Below are 16,833 nucleotides of genomic sequence, written 5' to 3'. Positions count from 1 at the left end.
TTTCAAACTCAAAAACAACTAAAAATGAAACTAAAATATATCATTCCAATTCTGTTTATCTCTTTATTTACATTATCATGTTCAACCAATGACGATTCAGATGAAGTCTTAAACGAAGTCGAAGGGCTTAAAAAAATTCAAGACCTGACTAATGCCACTCATACTCTCGAATTATTTAATGCAACGGGGAATTTCAAAACGGGTTATAATAGTATCAGCATTAGAATAAAAGATAATACAACAAACGATTTTGTAGAGAATGCATCCTTATCATGGATGCCCATGATGAAAATGGCAACGATGGATCATTCCTGTCCAAAATCAGAAATTTCAAAAGCGGTTGGTAAAACCACTGTTTATGATGGATTTATCATTTATCAAATGGCCAATTTGGATGGCTCAGGATGGTCTTTAAAAATTGATTATTCTATTAATGGCGTCGCTTATTCTGCAAGTTCAGATATTGTCGTAACACAAAACAATAACCAAAACGTAACCAGTTTTATGGGTGAAGATGGTACGAAATATGTGTTGGCTTTGATAGAGCCGAAGATGCCTAAAATAGCGGTCAATAAAATGAAAGTCGGCTTGTTTAAAATGCAAACCATGATGTCTTTTCCTAGTGTTCCAGACTATAAAATCACCTTGGATCCACGCATGCCAGGAATGGGGAATCACAGTTCGCCAAACAATAAGGATTTGACTTATAATGCTGCCGACAAAACGTATAATGGCGACTTATCTTTAACCATGAGTGGCTATTGGGTGCTCAATCTAAAATTGTTGAATAGTGCTGGCGACATCCTAAAAGGAGAAGCTATTACTGAAGACCATACAAAAAGCTCGCTCTACTTAGAACTTGATTTCTAATCCAACCTTTTAGTCAAAAATTCTAACATTCTGTCACTTTTGAAGGTTCAGAATTTCGTCTGTCTGCGGACAGGCAGGCGAAATTATTCTGACCTAAAAGGTATATAATAGCGACTACACTCAAGTTGACAGATCCAATAACATCATCAATGAAACAATTCATTATAGGTATATTTTGCTTTTTTATAAGTGGAATGGTGTATTCCCAGGAAGAAGGAAGTAAAATTGAAAAGGACACGACCAAATTAGACGAAATCACGGTGGTTGGCCGACGAAAATTAAGTAATTACCGACAGGAGAAAACCTTGTCTAGCATTGATGATTATTTAGAAAAGTCCAATAAAATTACCATGATCAAACGTGGAAATTACGCTTGGGAACCCTCAATGAACAATATGAATAGTGAACGATTGAATGTGACCATTGATGGGATGCAGATTTTTGGTGCCTGTACAGATAAGATGGATCCGATAACGTCGTATGTAGATGTGTCCAACTTGCAAAAAGTAAGTGTAGGTTCAGGACAATCAGGATCAGAAAACGGACATACCATTGGTGGTGGCATCGATTTAAAATTGCCCAACTCTAAATATTTCCAATCGGGTTTAAAAACCAGTGTCGATTTAGGATACGAAACCAATGGCAACTACAGAGTCGGTGGTTTGGACCTTGAATATTCTGGCAGTAAATTTTATATTAAAGCCGATGGAATTTATCGAAAGTCAGACAATTATGATGCTGGAGATAGTAAAGAGGTGTTGTACTCACAATTTCAGAAATATAACGTTTCCCTACAAGGCGGTTATAAACTCAACGATCAGCATTCCTTTGATGCTAATATTATTTATGACAAAGCTACGGATGTGGGTTATCCAGGATTAACGATGGATGTATCACTTGCCGAAGCATTGATTACCTCCGTAACGCATCATTATACCAATGATTCCACTTTTATAAAGTCGTTAGAATCTAAACTGTATTTCAACACGATTACACACGTTATGGATGATACAAAGCGTCCAATTGTGCCCATCCGCATGGATATGCCGGGTTGGAGTGATACTTATGGCTTTTATAGCAAAGCTTTGATGACAGCAGACAAACATCAATTTTTAGTGAATGTCAACGGATTTTATAATCGGTCGTTGGCAGAGATGACCATGTACCCAAACGATCCTAATGAAACCGATATGTTTATGTACACGTGGCCAGATATCAGGACCTTATATTCTGGGATTTATGGGAAGGATGTGTATGCCTTTAATGAAAATGAAACGCTTTCTGCTTCCGCTAGATTTGGATTTCATCAGAACGAAATTGCTCTTCTAACGGGATTGGAGAGTTTGCAAATTTTCCATCCAGAAATCGGCGCCACAAAAAACAGATTCTTATCTAGTTTTACGGCCGATTATCAATTTAAAAAGAACCATTTTGATATGACTATTGGTGGAGGATATGGCGAAAGAGCACCTTCAGTAAGTGAAGGCTACGGCTTTTTCCTGTTCAATAGTTTTGACAATTACGATTATATCGGAAATCCGACCTTAAACAATGAAAAGGCATTTGAAGTCAATTTACAAGCCAATTATCATAGTGGCAATTTCCACGTTGGACTGGAAACTTCCTATTTCCATATTATGGATTATATTATTGGCACCATTGATCAAACGCTGAGTCCAATGACCATTGGTGCCAATGGAGTGCGTTTGTACAGTACACTCTCACATGCGACCATTTTTGATGTGTACGTGAACTCCTCCTACAAGCTTTCAAATTCCTTTTCAATCAATGGAACGCTTGGTTACAACTACGGTAAAGGCAGCAATAATGAGAATTTACCTTTAATAAAACCATTATCTTATTTAGCCGAAGTCAACTATTCAAGACCTAAATTTAACGCCGCCATTCAGTTAGAAGGAAATGGCAACCAAAGTCAGTATAGTAGCTTTTATGGCGAAGATGAAACGCCGTCCTATGCCGTTTTAAACCTTAATCTTGGAAATCAATTCAATGTGGATAATCATATATTTGTCTTGAAATATGGTATTGAGAACATTCTCGACTCCAATTATTCAAGCTATGCCGATTGGAGAAACATTCCAAGAAAAGGACGAAATTTTTATGTAAATGCGTCTTATGTTTTATATTGATTTGAATGTCAGTCCTTTAGCTTCGTTTTGGTAATAAGAACTTACGTTGAAACGCCTCTGAATAGCCCCGAGCTTTAGCTCGGGGTTAGGAGGTAAGAAGAGCGAAAGGGCTTTAGCCCAAACACCTTGAGAGGTAAGTTTGGGCTAAAGCCCTTTCATTTTTGTTTTATTATACCTCCAGCTAAAGCTGGAGGTTATTCAAAATTTAAAATGTTTGAAAATTCGTGAACATAAAAGATCTAGCCCCATTTATTCGTGCTAATTAGTGAAATTCGTGTCTCAAATTGGAAGGTTAACCACTTAGGCTCGTATTGATAAAACCTGTATTTATTTCCAGAATTGATCTTCCACATTATCCTCAAAGCCTTCTTCATCATGAATATCTGCAATGAGTGCTAATTGTTCTTCCGTAGCGTTTTTTTGAATTTCAGGAAAAAGGATCCGTTCTTCAAAGCGGATGTGTTCCTCTAATTCTTTTTCTATTTGGTGCAAGGATTTCTCAAGGTCTTTGGAGTCATTAAATAAGCGTTTTAAACTTATATGATCGGCCAAAGCGCGTTTTACTAACTCATTATCGGCCTCTAAAAGCGGAAATATATGCGCTTCTTCAAGTTCAAAATGCGGAATCAAATGATTTTCAAAAAACCAATCTGCATAGGTTTTGATGCGCTCCAATTCAATGTTTTTGCTGAACCCACTTCTGATCTTCCATGAAAGCAGGAGGCCATGATGATGTTCTCTGCTGAAGGGTTGAAGGGCTTTATGTCGTTTTAACGGTTTTGGTTCCATGATTTAAAATGTTTATAAAAATGAATAAAAGGCCCAAAGGCAAGAGAATACTAAATAGGAATAATACTAAATAGTAGTTTGGGATCATCCCTAGGGCAAAATAGTAAAAAAGACCTTGAAGGAGCAATATAAATTCGGTAGCAATGAAGCCAACAATAAAACTATAGACCCCTAATTTTAAGATCTTGCTCTTTAAAAATACTAATGATGATTCTAATAGAAAAGCAAATAGAAAACCTGAAATCACACCCAACATCATCAAGTGGATGAAACCGATCACAAAATTATGATACTGATACGCCATCGCGGACACTTCAGGGAGTATAGAGCTTGTTTGCAGCGCTATTTTCAATCCGAAAGAGAAGAGCGCTAAGCCATACATCCATTTGGCTAAGGTTAAGGTTTTGCTCCAAAATTCTGCCCAATGCGGACGGAGCAACACTATAAAACAATAGCCTGCCCAAAGCTGTAATAAAACGCCAAAACCATTTATCCAAAGCAATAGGGGATGAAATGCAAACCAGCTTACAGGTAAGGCGAAGGTTAAGATGGTACCACCAATAAGTGTTTTAAAAAACATTTGAAATTGTGGGGTGTTTTCAATTGGAAATCGGTGTAAGAACACCGCCAAAACGGCAAACAAAAACCAACCATTAAACTGAAAATGCAAGAAAAACTGAATGGCGATTTGAAAAAATGCAGAATCTATGCCCAATATTGCAGCGGCTGGACCTAAGCACCAAATACCAATGGTAGAAACGAACATAAAAATTAAGGAGGCTTTCAGTAATAATCGGATCGGTTTGGACGCTACTTTTTGATGTTTCCAGACCAATCTGATAAAAAGATAGCTGCAAATGATGTGTAAGGTTGAAAAGCTAATGGAAATAGCGGCATAACCTTGCAATGGAAAACTGACCATCATGCCTATAACGGCGATTTCCGTCAGCCAAAACAAACGGTTATAAACAGATTTTTTCTCTGGAATAAAATGATGGATAATTAGGACATACAACATCAGGTAAACCCAACCCAACATGGCACCATGTGAATGGGCATGCATGAGGTTTCTGAATTGAAATGGAAGCGGTTTTATAAACTCATGAAGCGGGAGCACAAAACCATACCGTAACATCAAACCCATTAAGGCCGCGACCAAAAAGTTGATCAGACATACAATAACAAGTTTTTTCTGCATTTAAGAAGTTTTACTGACCTAAGGACAAACTTAAAGATATTACTAGTGAATAATAAGGATTGATACATTTAATGTATTCCTACAAAGATAATATCCCACGTGATTTATTTTATAAAACCGGAATTTAAATATGGGTTTTGTTTAGCGAATTTTCTCTTTGTGTTGTCTTATAATCAAAAAAAGAACACTTCCCAAAGTATCTTATCCCACTGATGCTTGGTTATTCCTCAAAGTAGGATAAGGGTGCAACAGTAGTTTAAGTAACACATGGGAAGTGTAACTTCAACAATCAAAACTATTTTTTACTAAGCGTTTTTTCTAATTTTATCGCTTCTGGAAACAAGATATTATTTTCTAAATGAATATGGAGATGTAAATCTTTCTCAAATTCGTCTAACATGGCAAAGGTTACTTTGTAGGTGTTACAAGCATCGGCAGGAGGCGTGTAATTGTTGGTCAGCTCCACAATTTTTCTGAAACGATCGCCTTCGGCTTCATGATCGTGTTTCATCATTTCAATTGGATTTTCAACCGTTGCAAATTGTGGCGACTCAATACTGGTCCCTTCTAATTGTGCTTTGACCATTCGTTTGATGAAAGGGAAGAGGATCAGCTCTTCTTTTTTCATATGCGATGCCATATCTTTTGCACAACCAATGAAAAGCGCTGTGATTTCTAAAAGTTCAGGATGTCTTTGTCCATGAACTTTACATAATTTATCTAAAAACTGACGTATTACCGGCGTTTTCTCTTCAACATAACGGTGGTGTTTTTTCTCAATATATTCTGCCAATAAATCAAGTGGCCATGATTTATAGTCAATGGATTGTTGACTAGTAGAGGATACAACAGCATGAAGTTTATCCAATAATTCATCGACTTCAATATTATTTTTTTTGCAAACTTCTTCCACTGATCTTTCGCCTTTACAACAAAAGTCAATGCCATAGCTAGAGAATACAGCAGCGGTTCTAAAATCTTCAGCCACAAATTGACCGATGTGTTTTTGTGAATCTTTATGTAATGTTTCCATAAATTTATCCCATCCTCTAAAAAGAGGGTTTTTTCGGGTCTTTAATTAATTAGACAATTATTATTGCGGACACTTTTGTCCTATTTAAATTCAAATTTTTTTATATTTTTAAGAATGAGGCGCCAGACTTGATGTCTATTGCCAATTGCTCAAGATTAGTGGTTTCTAACATATGTTTTAGTTCGTTGCGAATCGCAATAAATTGATCATGCACAGGGCACGGATGGTTAGCATCGCACACGTCCAAACCTAATCCACAGCCATGGTAAATACTATCGCCATCAATGGCATTTACAATTTGAGCGAGTTTGATAGAGCTGATATTTTCTTTCTCGATTTCAAAGCCACCATAAGCGCCTTTTACGGAGTTTATGATTTTGTTGCGCACTAAATCCTGAAGAATCTTGGCCGTAAATGCTTCTGGCGAATTAATTTCCTTGGCAATCTCTTTAAGACTTACGCGTTGTCCATCATATGAGTTTAGGGCTACATAAATAGATGCTTTGATACCGTATTCGCAAGCTTTTGAAAACATAAGAGGGTTATTTGGTTTGGACAAATATAAGTATAACTTTCAATTAGGACAAAGTTATCCGTATTAAAATTTCTTATGATTTTGTTAAAATTGAGGATTTAGTCACAATCGATGACGCCATTGACCATATCCGTAACTGGAGCAGGAGAGAGGTAAGGAATGCCAAGGCCTAAGCCTCTGACAATAAATAATAGGCCGATGATCACTACAAATATCGGAATGGCTTTTTGAATGCGTTGTTTTATGGTGGCGTTCAAAAATTTGCCGAGATAGATGGCTGAGGTCATTAATGGAATGGTGCCTATCCCAAACAAAGCCATGTATAAACTACCTTTGAGCGCGCCTTCCATAGCTAAAGATGCAAAAACGGCCATATATACCAGACCACACGGCAAGAATCCGTTAAGAAAGCCGATGGTTAAAAAAGTGTCAGCCGTTTTTTTCTTAAACGCTTGTCCCAAAGCTGATTTTACTTTAGAAATGAGCTTGTAAATAGGTTTTGAAAAATTGTATTTGTTGAATATTTTGGTAGGAGTCAGCACCACCACAATCATCAAAATCCCAATACCAATGGAGAGTTGTTGTTGTAAACCGAAAATATAAAGACTTTTCCCGACCAAGCCAAAAACAAGACCGATGATACTGTAAGCTAAAATCCTTCCGAAGTGATAGGTGAAAATTTGGAATACCTTTTTGGTGGAATTGGTGCGGTCAACAGGTAACATAAATGCAATCGGTCCGCACATGCCCACGCAATGAAAACTTCCTAATATTCCAAATATGACCGCTGACCAAAGCATCTAATACACGATTTCTTTTTTGTAGACATAGGAATTTCCTTTATATTGCCAATCTACTTTAATGTTCCAACGACCATCTAACAAACGTTTGTCAGGTATGAGCAAATTATGTTCAGACAATGAAATGGAACTTTCAAAGTCTAATTGTTTATTAGATGGTCTATATAGGAACACTTTTCCTGTTATTTCTGATGGATTCATGTCCGTTGGAAAGGTTAGAATCAATCCGTCCTGAGCATGTTGCCATGTAATATTTTCTTTTAATTTTTGAGCGTTTTTTTGTTTGGTAAGATCGTTTTCAAACTCCAATTCCTGACCATAGTAGTTTTCTGTGACCAAGTCAGATTCAATCTTTTTATTGGTGCTCATGGCTATGACGAAATACATTATAAAGCTTATAAAGCCGATAAATGCCAATACGATTCCTGTTCCCCAATTGATTTTCATTGCAAAATTTATTTTGTCATTCCCTCGAAGGAGGAAATCTTATTCATTCCTGCAAAGGCAGGAATCTCTATTTTCAGTAATACTTCTTTTCTCTAAACCTCAACTTCAATTTCCCGCCTTCACTAAAGCTACGGACGGGTAGACAACTTTGAAGAAAGTCTTTTTTTAATGAGAAATTCTTTTCAAACCAGCCAGGTTTTGAAAACCTTGCAGGTTAGTCGCTCAGATTCCTGCGAAGGCAGGAATATGTTTTTCAGTCAATACTTATTGTTTTTCAAATTTTTTCAGTAACATTCTGATTCAACTTGAATTTCAACTTGAACTTCAACTTGATTTTCAACCTATTTATAACTCCGCGGTCCTAAAAAGTTGACCGACGTTGTTTCAATCAAATTCTCTCCACTATACACCTCAATCATTAAACTATTCTTGTCGCCACTCAATTCGCTTTGCGGCAATTCAATAAACAATGTCCCTTCTGCCATGCCTTGAGCTGGAACAACAAAGGTTTTTTCAGAGGACACCATTTTTATCTCGCCCACTTTCTTTCGGAGCTTGAAACTCACATTTTCAATATCCTTTGTCGTTTTATTGATCAGTTTATAAGTAAACACATTACTAATAATGTTGTTATCCTTGTGCTCATATAACTGACCTGGCAATCTTAAAACGCGCGCTTCCACATCGTTTCTCAATAATAGCATTCCTATTAGAACGCCAACAAGAATCAATAATACGGCACTATAGCCTTTAAGTCGTGGTGTGAACTCAAATTTCTTCTTCAATTCAATGTTTTCCTCACTGGCATAGCGAATCAAACCTTTCGGTAAATTGATGCTTTCCATGATATGGTCGCATTCATCAATACAAGCCGTACAATTGACACATTCCAATTGTGTACCGTTTCTGATGTCGATACCTGTAGGGCATACATTGACACATTGGAAGCAATCAATACAATCTCCAAAGCCGAGGGCTTCGCGATCTTCGTTCTTGCGGAATTTTTTACGGCCATTTTCGCCTTCTCCACGTTTATGGTCATAAGCGACTACGATCGATTTATTGTCGAGCAATACGCCTTGAAGTCGGCCATAAGGACAAGCAATAATACATACTTGCTCTCTAAACCAAGCAAATACAAAGTAAAATACTGCCGTAAAAATCAATAAGGAAATCAAAGTACTTATGTGCTCAAAAGGACCTTCCATGATGTACTGAATCACTTTGTCCGAACCAATCAAATAAGCCAAAAACACATTGGCAATTATGAATGAAATGACTAAAAATATAAACCATTTCGTGACGCGTTTCCTGATTTTTTCAGCATTCCATTCCTGTCGGTCCAAACGCATTTGAGCGCCTCTATCGCCATCTATCCAAAATTCAACACGTCTGAAAACCATCTCCATAAAAATAGTCTGAGGACAAATCCATCCGCAGAAAATACGACCGAAGGCAACCGTAAATAGGGCGATAAAAATAACGCCAATCAACATTGAAAGCACAAAAAGGTAAAAATCCTGAGGCCAAAAAGGAAAGCCAAAAATATTAAAACGACGTTCTAAAATGTTGAACATTAAAAACTGGTTGCCGTTTATTTTTACAAAAGGCGCCAACAGTAAAAAAGCCAAAAGCACATAGCTCACTAACTTACGGTAATCCCAATATTTTCCACTAGGTTTCTTTGGAAATACCCATTTGCGCGCACCGTCTTCGGTAAGTGTTCCTATGGAATCTCTAAAGCTTTCGTTATCTGGTGTTTCCACGATGTTTAATTTTAATGTTTTATCCTGCGGATAAGCTCTTTAAAAAAAAGAGAAATTTAAATTTTGCAAGCTGTTATTTTTAACAGCAATCATTGAAGTTTTTTGGCTTTCAATGATTGCTGTTACAGCTGTTATTGTGCTGCATCTTTATCTACCCAAACATCACCTTCAGCTTCCTTTGGGTTTGCTGGTGTTGTGCCTTGAAAAGTCAATAGATAGCTTGATACCTGAGCTATTTCAACTGGTTTTAACATTGTTTTCCAAGCAATCATACCCTTACCACTACGGCCACCTTCACTAACGGTATGGAAGACGTTTTTGATACCACCACCCAAAATCCAATGATCATCGGTTAGGTTAGGACCAATACCACCGCCACCATCGGGCATATGACAGGCCACACAGTTGGCGTCATAAATAGCTTTTCCGGTTGCTAAATCAGCAGGATCGGTTAAAAGCGTTACCGAGTCAAAGTCAACTAAATCTTTGGCCGTCTTTTTATATTCTTCCAATTCCACTTTAGCGAGTTCTAAAGTAGACTGTAGTTCTTCATATTGATTTTCGCCATTAAATACATGAAAACGTATCAAATAAACCGCAGCGAAAACAATAGAGGCGTAAAAGCCATAGCGCCACCATGGTGGAAGATCATTGTCCAATTCTCTAATGCCATCATATTCATGGTCCAAAATAATTTCGCCTTCTTTTTCAATAGGCTTGGCACCTAACATTTTTATATAGGTTTTCTTAACCCATTCCACAATTTTTGGCGTCGCTGTTTTTTGAGCGAGGTATTTGGCTTTGGCAGTTTCGTCCAAACTTTGGAACATCACATTTTCCAAGGCCACAACAATCGCTTCAATAGCGACGATCAAGAGCAATACCAAGACCAAAAACACTATGATCATGGGATGGTTCATAAACGCTGGTTCATGAGGCTTGCCCACAAATAGCTCAATAAGACCCCAGATGATGAAGAATATCAATGGTACCCTTACGTATGAAGGAATTAAATTTCTCATAATAATGTTTCGTTTTCGTTATCTAAAGGAATATCACTCATTCTATCTATATATTCTTTTTTTGCAGTTAATACCCAGTAAAAAAGGCCTGCGAAAAAGAGGAAAAATATAAGCAAGGAAATTATCGGGTATATTTCTATACCCGCGATACTTTCCATATGGTTTTTTACAAATTTCAGCATGATGGTTAGTTTTGTGTGGTTTCTAAATCTTTAACTTTAATATCCGTTCCAAGACGCTGTAAATAGGCGATAATTGCTACGATTTCACGATTTCGCATTTCTACGAAGTTAGCGCCACCGCTTTGTTTATCGGCTTCGTAAGATCTTACAAAGTCTGGATCAGAATAAAGATTCTGTTCAATTTTAGCACCTTGTTCGGCCATGCTTTGTTGTGCATTGGCAATGTCTTCCTCAGTATAAGGAACACCCAACGTGACCATTGTTCTTAATTTGGTTTCCGTATTGGATTTGTCCAATTCATCCGTAATTAGCCATTTGTAAGCAGGCATAATGGATCCAGATGACGTACTTTGAGGATCATACATGTGGTTAAAGTGCCAGCTGTCCGAATATTTTCCACCAATTCTATGCAAGTCTGGTCCCGTACGTTTACTTCCCCAAAGGAATGGGTGGTCGTAAACAAATTCTCCAGCTTTTGAAAATTCACCGTAACGCTCTACTTCATCTCTAAATGGTCTTACCATTTGAGAGTGACAGCCGACGCAACCTTCACGAATATATAAATCTCTACCTTCAAGTTCCAAAGGCGTATAGGGTTTTACGCTTGTAATGGTTGGGATGTTTGATTTTACCATGATGGTAGGTATAATTTGAACGATACCACCAATAAGGATAGCAATAGTTGCCCCAATAGTTAATTGTACAGGTCTACGCTCCAACCAGCTGTGCCAGTGCTCTCCAGCAACACGTCTTTTAGAAACACGTTCTAATGCAGGAGCTTCTGCTAGTTCGTCAGTAACTTCGCTACCTTTTCTTACGGTTTGGATAATGTTATAAACCATGACCAGCGTACCTGTGATGAATAAAGTACCACCAATAGCTCTCATCCAATACATTGGCATAATTTCGGTAACGGTTTCTAAAAAGTTACCATATACCAAGGTGCCGTCAGGATTGAATTGTTTCCACATACTCGCCTGGGTAAAACCAGCAACGTACAATGGCAATGCATACATAATGATTCCTAAGGTTCCGATCCAAAAATGAAGATTGGCCAAACCTACAGAATAAAGTTTTGATTTGGTCAATCGCGGGATTAACCAATAGATCATACCAAAGGCTAAGAACCCGTTCCAGGCCAACGCTGCAACGTGTACGTGTGCAATAATCCAGTCGGTAAAGTGTGCAATAGCATTTACGTTTTTCAACGATAACATTGGACCTTCAAACGTTGCCATACCATAACCTGTAATCGCAACAACCATGAATTTTAAAACAGGGTCAGTTCTTACTTTATCCCAAGCACCACGAAGTGTTAACAATCCGTTGATCATCCCTCCCCAAGAAGGCATCAATAACATGATGGAGAAGGCGACCCCTAAATTTTGTGCCCATTCTGGTAATGCGGTATATAATAAGTGGTGTGGTCCTGCCCAGATATAAATAAAGATCAGGGACCAAAAGTGAACAATAGAAAGTCTGTAAGAATAAACAGGTCGGTTCGCTGCTTTAGGTACAAAGTAATACATCAAACCTAAGAACGGTGTGGTCAAGAAAAACGCTACGGCGTTATGGCCATACCACCATTGCACCAAGGCATCCTGAACCCCTGCATAAACCGAGTAGCTTTTAAAAGCGCTGACAGGAAGTGCTAAACTATTGAAAATATGAAGGACGGCTACCGTAACAAAAGTGGCAATGTAAAACCAGATGGCTACATATAAATGACGCTGTCTTCTTTTTAATATGGTAGCAATAAGGTTCCAACCAAAAACAACCCAAACAACCGCAATTGCGATATCAATTGGCCACTCTAATTCAGCATATTCCTTGGATGATGTAAACCCTAAAGGAAGCGTAATTGCCGCTGCAACAATAATTAATTGCCATCCCCAGAAGTTGATGTTACTCAAAATATCACTGGACATCCTGGCTTTTAATAAACGCTGTGTGGAGTAATAAACACCCGCAAAGATGGCGTTACCCACAAAAGCAAAAATAACGGCATTGGTGTGTAAAGGTCTCAATCGTCCAAAACTCAACCATGAAATGCCATCGGTAAGGTTAGGGAAAAGAAACAGAAAGGCTAGTAACAGCCCTACAACCATGCCTATTACGCCCCAAAACAAGGTGGCGTAAACGAATTTTTTGACGATCTTGTTATCGTAATAAAATTGTTGCATTTCCATAGTAAAAAAATTATTCTTGATTAGTTAGTTTTGATGATTTTTCTTTTTTTGGTTTTTCTGATATTAATTCGTCTTCAAAAAGCATACGAACAGAAGGTGTATAGCTGTCATCATATTGTCCGTTTCTTACCGCCATAATGAAGGCAACAAAAAATACGACAGCAACTAAAATGCTGAGACTCAGTAGTAAATATATAACACTCATACCTATTAGAAGTTATGGCCCAAAAGTACATTTGGTACATTTATTATTTTATGACATTTATCATGTTTTCATGTTTTTCCCTGCTATCTAAAACGGTTCTAAACAGATGAAAATCCATGTTATTATTTTTATTTCAATTTTCGCGCGGTCCAATTTGTGGCAATTGTTGTAAAAACAACGATGCTAATGGAGCTCAATGGCATTAATATGGCCGCAACAACAGGTTCTAGTCGTCCGGTAACTGCAAAAGAAACACCCACCACATTATACATAAAGGATAACACAAAACTCCATTTTACGATTTTAATGGCCGATTTGGATAAACTCATGAAATCACTTAAGTTGTTTAGTTTTTCTGCATCTAAAATCGCATCACAAGCTGGGGAAAATACATTTACATTCTCTGATAGTGCAATTCCCACATTACTTTGTGCCAACGCACCAGCATCATTTAATCCGTCGCCAATCATCAATACTTTTGCGCCTTCCGTTTGATGGTGTTTGATATACTCCAATTTATCATCAGGCTTTTGATTAAAAAGCAATTTTGTTCGCGCAGGAAGTAGTTTTTTCAGATTCTCCATTTCGCCTTCATTATCTCCAGAAAGAATGGCGAGGGCATAATTTTTTTTCAGTTTATTGAACAACTGAGACAATCCGGTTCGGTAGGTATTATAAAAGGTGAATTTTCCTTTGTAGGCATTGTTGGTACTAATATGGACAGAAGTGTTCAAAACCGCTGTGGTTTTAGTCTTTCCTACAAAGTTTGCAGAGCCAATTTTAATGCTATCTTGTTGGTGCACGCCCTCAATGCCTTGTCCCAAATGCTCTTCAAATTCGTCGAGCGTAATGATATCATTTTCATCCAAGAGTGCATAAAGCGTTCGGCTCAGCGGATGATTGGAGCCTCTTAAGGTGTTTTTCAATAAAACCTCTTCGGCCGACGACAGCGCGTTGCCTTCGTAAGTGGCGGTGCTTTCTTTGTTGGAAGTGATCGTTCCGGTTTTATCAAAGATGATGGTGTCGATGGCAGCCAATTGTTCAATAACTGTGGCGTTTTTCAGGTAAAATTTCTGTCTGCCAAAAATGCGAAGGATATTGCCAAGTGTGAATGGCGCTGCTAATGCGATAGCACATGGACAGGCAATAATCAAGACTGAGGTAAAGACGTTTAAGGCTTTACTGGAATCAGCAAACAACCAAAACGTGGTTGATATAAATGCAATGCTCAACACAATAATGGTAAACCGTTTACTGATCAAGTTGGTCAATGTGGTAAAGCCATCTTCTTTAACTTTATTGAAGACATCGTTACTCCACAATTGCGTCAAATAGCTTTGTTCCACACTTTTTAAGGCTTCCATTTCAATACTGCCGGAAGATTGTTTGCCGCCTGCAAAAAGTTTGTCTCCAGATTTTTTGCTGACCGCGTCCGATTCTCCAGTGACAAAGCTATAGTCAATTCTGGCTTTTCCTTTAATGAGGATACCATCTACGGGAATTAATTCCTCATTTCTGATGAGTAATCGGTCGCCCTTTTTAATATCATAAACCTGAATCGGTTCCTCGCAGCCATCTTTCGATATTTTGGTAATGGCAATAGGGAAATAGGATTTATAGTCACGTTCGAAAGATAAAAAGGAATAGGTTTTTTGCTGAAAAAATTTCCCCAACAATAGGAAAAACAACAATCCGGTTAAACTGTCAAAAAATCCTGAGCCGTAATCAAACATGATATCCACGGTGCTTCGTAAAAACAAGACGATGATTCCCAAAGCGATGGGCACGTCAATATTCAATGTTTTGGCACGTAATCCTTTGTAGGCAGAGGTGAAATAGTCCTGAGAGGAATAAAAAACTACCGGCAGCGAAAAGGCGAACATCAGCCATCTGAAAAAATGTTTGTACTGTTCCAACCAAAATTCTCCAACTTCAAAATATTCCGGAAAGGAGAGAAACATGACGTTTCCAAAAGCAAATCCAGCAATGGCAAGTTTATAGATTAAGGAACGGTTAACATGATTTTTTCCTGTGGAAAAATCTTCTAAACTAATATAAGGTTCATAGCCGATGGAGCTGAGGAGAATAACCGCTTCCTTTAAGCTGTATTTTTGAGAATTGAATTGAATCCGGACGGTTTTCTTGCCAAAATTGACTTGTGATGCCGAAATGTGGCTATTGAGCTTATTCAAGTTCTCAAGGAGCCAGATGCATGAACTGCAATGTATTTGCGGAATGTAAAGTGTGGCTATTTGTGATTTGCCGTCATCAAACTCTACTAATTTATCAATAATTTTCTGTTGCGAGAGGAAGTCGTACTTGCCTTGAATGTCTTTTGGCGTAATTCCTGGGGCAGATTGGAGATCATAGTAACAGGTCAGATCGTTTTCTGAAAAAATTTCATAAACCGTCTGACAGCCTTGACAACAAAATGATTTGTCATCATAAAATATTGCGGATGAACCAGATGGATCTCCGCAGTGGAAACAAGTTGATGATCTCATAATTATGCTCTTTTATACCTGGCGCAAACGTACTCAATGATTGCGCGTTAAACTATGATAATTGTCATGTTTTCCGTACTTTTGCGGCTCAATATATAAGGTATGAGTAGATGCGAACAATGTATTGCACGTCAGTTAAATTCAATGAAAACTTTAACTAAAGAGGAACTTAAACAAGTTACGGCATGCAAGACAAACCGATTCTATAAGAAAGGAGATATTATTTTTAATGAGAATGAATTGCTTAACGGAGTGTATTGTATCCGAGAAGGAATTTGTAAAATGACGAAACTGAGTTCCAACGGAAAAGATCATACGGTCAAATTAATGGGTAAAGGCCAATTGATTGGCCAGCGCTCAATTATTAGTGGCGAACGTACACATTTGAGTGCGATTGCATTAAATGACATAGAAATGTGCTTTGTACCTAAAGAACAAATTTTGAGCAATATCAAATCCAATCAAGAGTTTTCATTTAATGTGTTGCAGAATTTGGCCCAGGATTTACGAGAAGCTGAAGACGGGTTGATCAATATGGCGCAAAAGACCGTAAGGCAACGCGTCGCTGAAACCTTAATTTATGTGGGTAATACTTTTGGAGAAAATGAAGACGGCTATTTAAGCGTCAGTCTATCCCGTGAAGATTACGCGAGTATTGTTGGTACGGCAACGGAATCGGCGATTAGGATTTTATCTCAGTTTAAAAAAGAAGGTTTAATTTCTACTAAAGGCAAAAAGATAAAAATTGAAAATAAAATCGATTTGGAGCGCGTCGAGTGAAAGAACGTATCAAATTGTAAAACTATAAAACCCTTAAGCTATTTAATAACTTAGGGTTTTTTAGTTTTTATTCAGTTTTTTTTGAATCATTAAGGTATTAAGAAGATTAAGTTGTGTTGTTGTTAACTAAGTACTTAATGTCCTCAATTCCTTAATGGCTGTAGTTTTTTGAACCATTAAGATCATTAAGGTATTAAGAAGATTAATTGTGTTGTTATTAACTAAGTCCTTAATGTGCTCAATTCCTTAATGGCTGTATTTTTTGAACCATTAAGATCATTAAGGTATTAAGAAGATTAAGTTGTGTCGTTATTAACTAAGTCCTTAATGTGCTCAATTCCTTAATGGCTGTATTTTTTGAAC

Annotated in this window: 15 protein-coding genes; 3 read left to right on the top strand and 12 right to left on the bottom strand. The window is 37.6% G+C overall.

Annotated elements, in window-relative coordinates; genetic code table 11:
* The first annotated feature begins 24 nt into the window (after positions 1 to 24).
* Entirely contained in the window at positions 25 to 870 is an 846-nt protein-coding gene (locus tag ACOH2D_RS14295; protein ID WP_449535629.1) for a hypothetical protein, read from the top strand.
* 149 nt (positions 871 to 1,019) lie between these two features.
* The gene (locus ACOH2D_RS14290; RefSeq protein WP_449535628.1) at positions 1,020 to 3,020 is read left to right on the top strand and encodes a TonB-dependent receptor plug domain-containing protein; all 2,001 of its coding nucleotides are present in this window, start codon (positions 1,020 to 1,022) and stop codon (positions 3,018 to 3,020) included.
* Between the two features lie 327 nt (positions 3,021 to 3,347).
* On the opposite strand, the gene ACOH2D_RS14285 is transcribed toward ACOH2D_RS14290, so the two are convergent.
* From ACOH2D_RS14285 to ACOH2D_RS14230, 12 genes are all read right to left on the bottom strand, one after another.
* Positions 3,348 to 3,809, bottom strand: a complete 462-nt coding sequence (locus tag ACOH2D_RS14285) for a hemerythrin domain-containing protein (RefSeq protein WP_348037238.1) — start codon at positions 3,807 to 3,809, stop codon at positions 3,348 to 3,350.
* Entirely contained in the window at positions 3,781 to 5,007 is a 1,227-nt protein-coding gene (locus tag ACOH2D_RS14280) for a hypothetical protein (RefSeq protein WP_449535627.1), read from the bottom strand. Before ACOH2D_RS14280 ends, ACOH2D_RS14285 begins: the two co-directional genes overlap by 29 nt.
* A gap of 295 nt (positions 5,008 to 5,302) precedes the next feature.
* Positions 5,303 to 6,040 carry an iron-sulfur cluster repair di-iron protein gene (gene ric, locus ACOH2D_RS14275; RefSeq protein WP_449535626.1) on the bottom strand — a complete coding sequence of 246 codons (738 nt, stop codon included), beginning with the start codon at positions 6,038 to 6,040 and terminating at the stop codon, positions 5,303 to 5,305.
* Between the two features lie 100 nt (positions 6,041 to 6,140).
* Complete coding sequence (locus ACOH2D_RS14270; RefSeq protein WP_449535625.1) at positions 6,141 to 6,575, bottom strand: RrF2 family transcriptional regulator; 435 nt, start codon at positions 6,573 to 6,575, stop codon at positions 6,141 to 6,143.
* 98 nt (positions 6,576 to 6,673) lie between these two features.
* A complete protein-coding gene (locus ACOH2D_RS14265; RefSeq protein ID WP_449535624.1) occupies positions 6,674 to 7,375 on the bottom strand; it encodes a sulfite exporter TauE/SafE family protein in 702 nt (233 codons plus the stop codon).
* A complete protein-coding gene (locus tag ACOH2D_RS14260; protein ID WP_449535623.1) occupies positions 7,376 to 7,822 on the bottom strand; it encodes a FixH family protein in 447 nt (148 codons plus the stop codon). It abuts the gene before it with no gap.
* Between the two features lie 341 nt (positions 7,823 to 8,163).
* The gene (gene ccoG / locus ACOH2D_RS14255) at positions 8,164 to 9,588 is read right to left on the bottom strand and encodes a cytochrome c oxidase accessory protein CcoG (protein ID WP_449535622.1); all 1,425 of its coding nucleotides are present in this window, start codon (positions 9,586 to 9,588) and stop codon (positions 8,164 to 8,166) included.
* A gap of 131 nt (positions 9,589 to 9,719) precedes the next feature.
* Entirely contained in the window at positions 9,720 to 10,610 is an 891-nt protein-coding gene (locus ACOH2D_RS14250) for a cbb3-type cytochrome c oxidase N-terminal domain-containing protein (protein ID WP_449535621.1), read from the bottom strand.
* On the bottom strand, positions 10,607 to 10,792 hold the full coding sequence (locus ACOH2D_RS14245) for a CcoQ/FixQ family Cbb3-type cytochrome c oxidase assembly chaperone (RefSeq protein ID WP_348035448.1): 186 nt from the start codon (positions 10,790 to 10,792) through the stop codon (positions 10,607 to 10,609). The genes ACOH2D_RS14250 and ACOH2D_RS14245 overlap by 4 nt, the downstream gene beginning before the upstream one ends.
* Before the next feature lie 5 nt (positions 10,793 to 10,797).
* On the bottom strand, positions 10,798 to 12,981 hold the full coding sequence (gene ccoN, locus ACOH2D_RS14240) for a cytochrome-c oxidase, cbb3-type subunit I (protein ID WP_449535620.1): 2,184 nt from the start codon (positions 12,979 to 12,981) through the stop codon (positions 10,798 to 10,800).
* 10 nt (positions 12,982 to 12,991) lie between these two features.
* On the bottom strand, positions 12,992 to 13,186 hold the full coding sequence (gene ccoS, locus ACOH2D_RS14235; protein ID WP_348035446.1) for a cbb3-type cytochrome oxidase assembly protein CcoS: 195 nt from the start codon (positions 13,184 to 13,186) through the stop codon (positions 12,992 to 12,994).
* A 128-nt stretch (positions 13,187 to 13,314) separates the two neighbouring features.
* Positions 13,315 to 15,690 carry a heavy metal translocating P-type ATPase gene (locus ACOH2D_RS14230; protein WP_449535619.1) on the bottom strand — a complete coding sequence of 792 codons (2,376 nt, stop codon included), beginning with the start codon at positions 15,688 to 15,690 and terminating at the stop codon, positions 13,315 to 13,317.
* Between the two features lie 144 nt (positions 15,691 to 15,834).
* On the opposite strand from ACOH2D_RS14230, the gene ACOH2D_RS14225 reads away from it, so the two are divergent.
* The gene (locus ACOH2D_RS14225; RefSeq protein ID WP_348035444.1) at positions 15,835 to 16,470 is read left to right on the top strand and encodes a Crp/Fnr family transcriptional regulator; all 636 of its coding nucleotides are present in this window, start codon (positions 15,835 to 15,837) and stop codon (positions 16,468 to 16,470) included.
* The last annotated feature ends 363 nt before the right edge of the window (positions 16,471 to 16,833 follow it).

It is taken from the genome of Gelidibacter sp. (assembly GCF_053579655.1).
This window is presented reverse-complemented; position numbering and strand designations above follow the sequence as displayed.

What these genes read in the sequence shown, in the direction of transcription:
- ACOH2D_RS14295 (WP_449535629.1), top strand. Translation starts at nt 25, where the DNA reads ATGAAACTAAAATATATCATTCCAATTCTGTTTATCTCTTTATTTACA.
- ACOH2D_RS14290 (WP_449535628.1), top strand. Translation starts at nt 1,020, where the DNA reads ATGAAACAATTCATTATAGGTATATTTTGCTTTTTTATAAGTGGAATG.
- ACOH2D_RS14285 (WP_348037238.1), bottom strand. Translation starts at nt 3,809, where the DNA reads ATGGAACCAAAACCGTTAAAACGACATAAAGCCCTTCAACCCTTCAGC.
- ACOH2D_RS14280 (WP_449535627.1), bottom strand. Translation starts at nt 5,007, where the DNA reads ATGCAGAAAAAACTTGTTATTGTATGTCTGATCAACTTTTTGGTCGCG.
- ric (WP_449535626.1), bottom strand. Translation starts at nt 6,040, where the DNA reads ATGGAAACATTACATAAAGATTCACAAAAACACATCGGTCAATTTGTG.
- ACOH2D_RS14270 (WP_449535625.1), bottom strand. Translation starts at nt 6,575, where the DNA reads ATGTTTTCAAAAGCTTGCGAATACGGTATCAAAGCATCTATTTATGTA.
- ACOH2D_RS14265 (WP_449535624.1), bottom strand. Translation starts at nt 7,375, where the DNA reads ATGCTTTGGTCAGCGGTCATATTTGGAATATTAGGAAGTTTTCATTGC.
- ACOH2D_RS14260 (WP_449535623.1), bottom strand. Translation starts at nt 7,822, where the DNA reads ATGAAAATCAATTGGGGAACAGGAATCGTATTGGCATTTATCGGCTTT.
- ACOH2D_RS14250 (WP_449535621.1), bottom strand. Translation starts at nt 10,610, where the DNA reads ATGAGAAATTTAATTCCTTCATACGTAAGGGTACCATTGATATTCTTC.
- ACOH2D_RS14245 (WP_348035448.1), bottom strand. Translation starts at nt 10,792, where the DNA reads ATGCTGAAATTTGTAAAAAACCATATGGAAAGTATCGCGGGTATAGAA.
- ccoN (WP_449535620.1), bottom strand. Translation starts at nt 12,981, where the DNA reads ATGGAAATGCAACAATTTTATTACGATAACAAGATCGTCAAAAAATTC.
- ccoS (WP_348035446.1), bottom strand. Translation starts at nt 13,186, where the DNA reads ATGAGTGTTATATATTTACTACTGAGTCTCAGCATTTTAGTTGCTGTC.
- ACOH2D_RS14230 (WP_449535619.1), bottom strand. Translation starts at nt 15,690, where the DNA reads ATGAGATCATCAACTTGTTTCCACTGCGGAGATCCATCTGGTTCATCC.
- ACOH2D_RS14225 (WP_348035444.1), top strand. Translation starts at nt 15,835, where the DNA reads ATGAAAACTTTAACTAAAGAGGAACTTAAACAAGTTACGGCATGCAAG.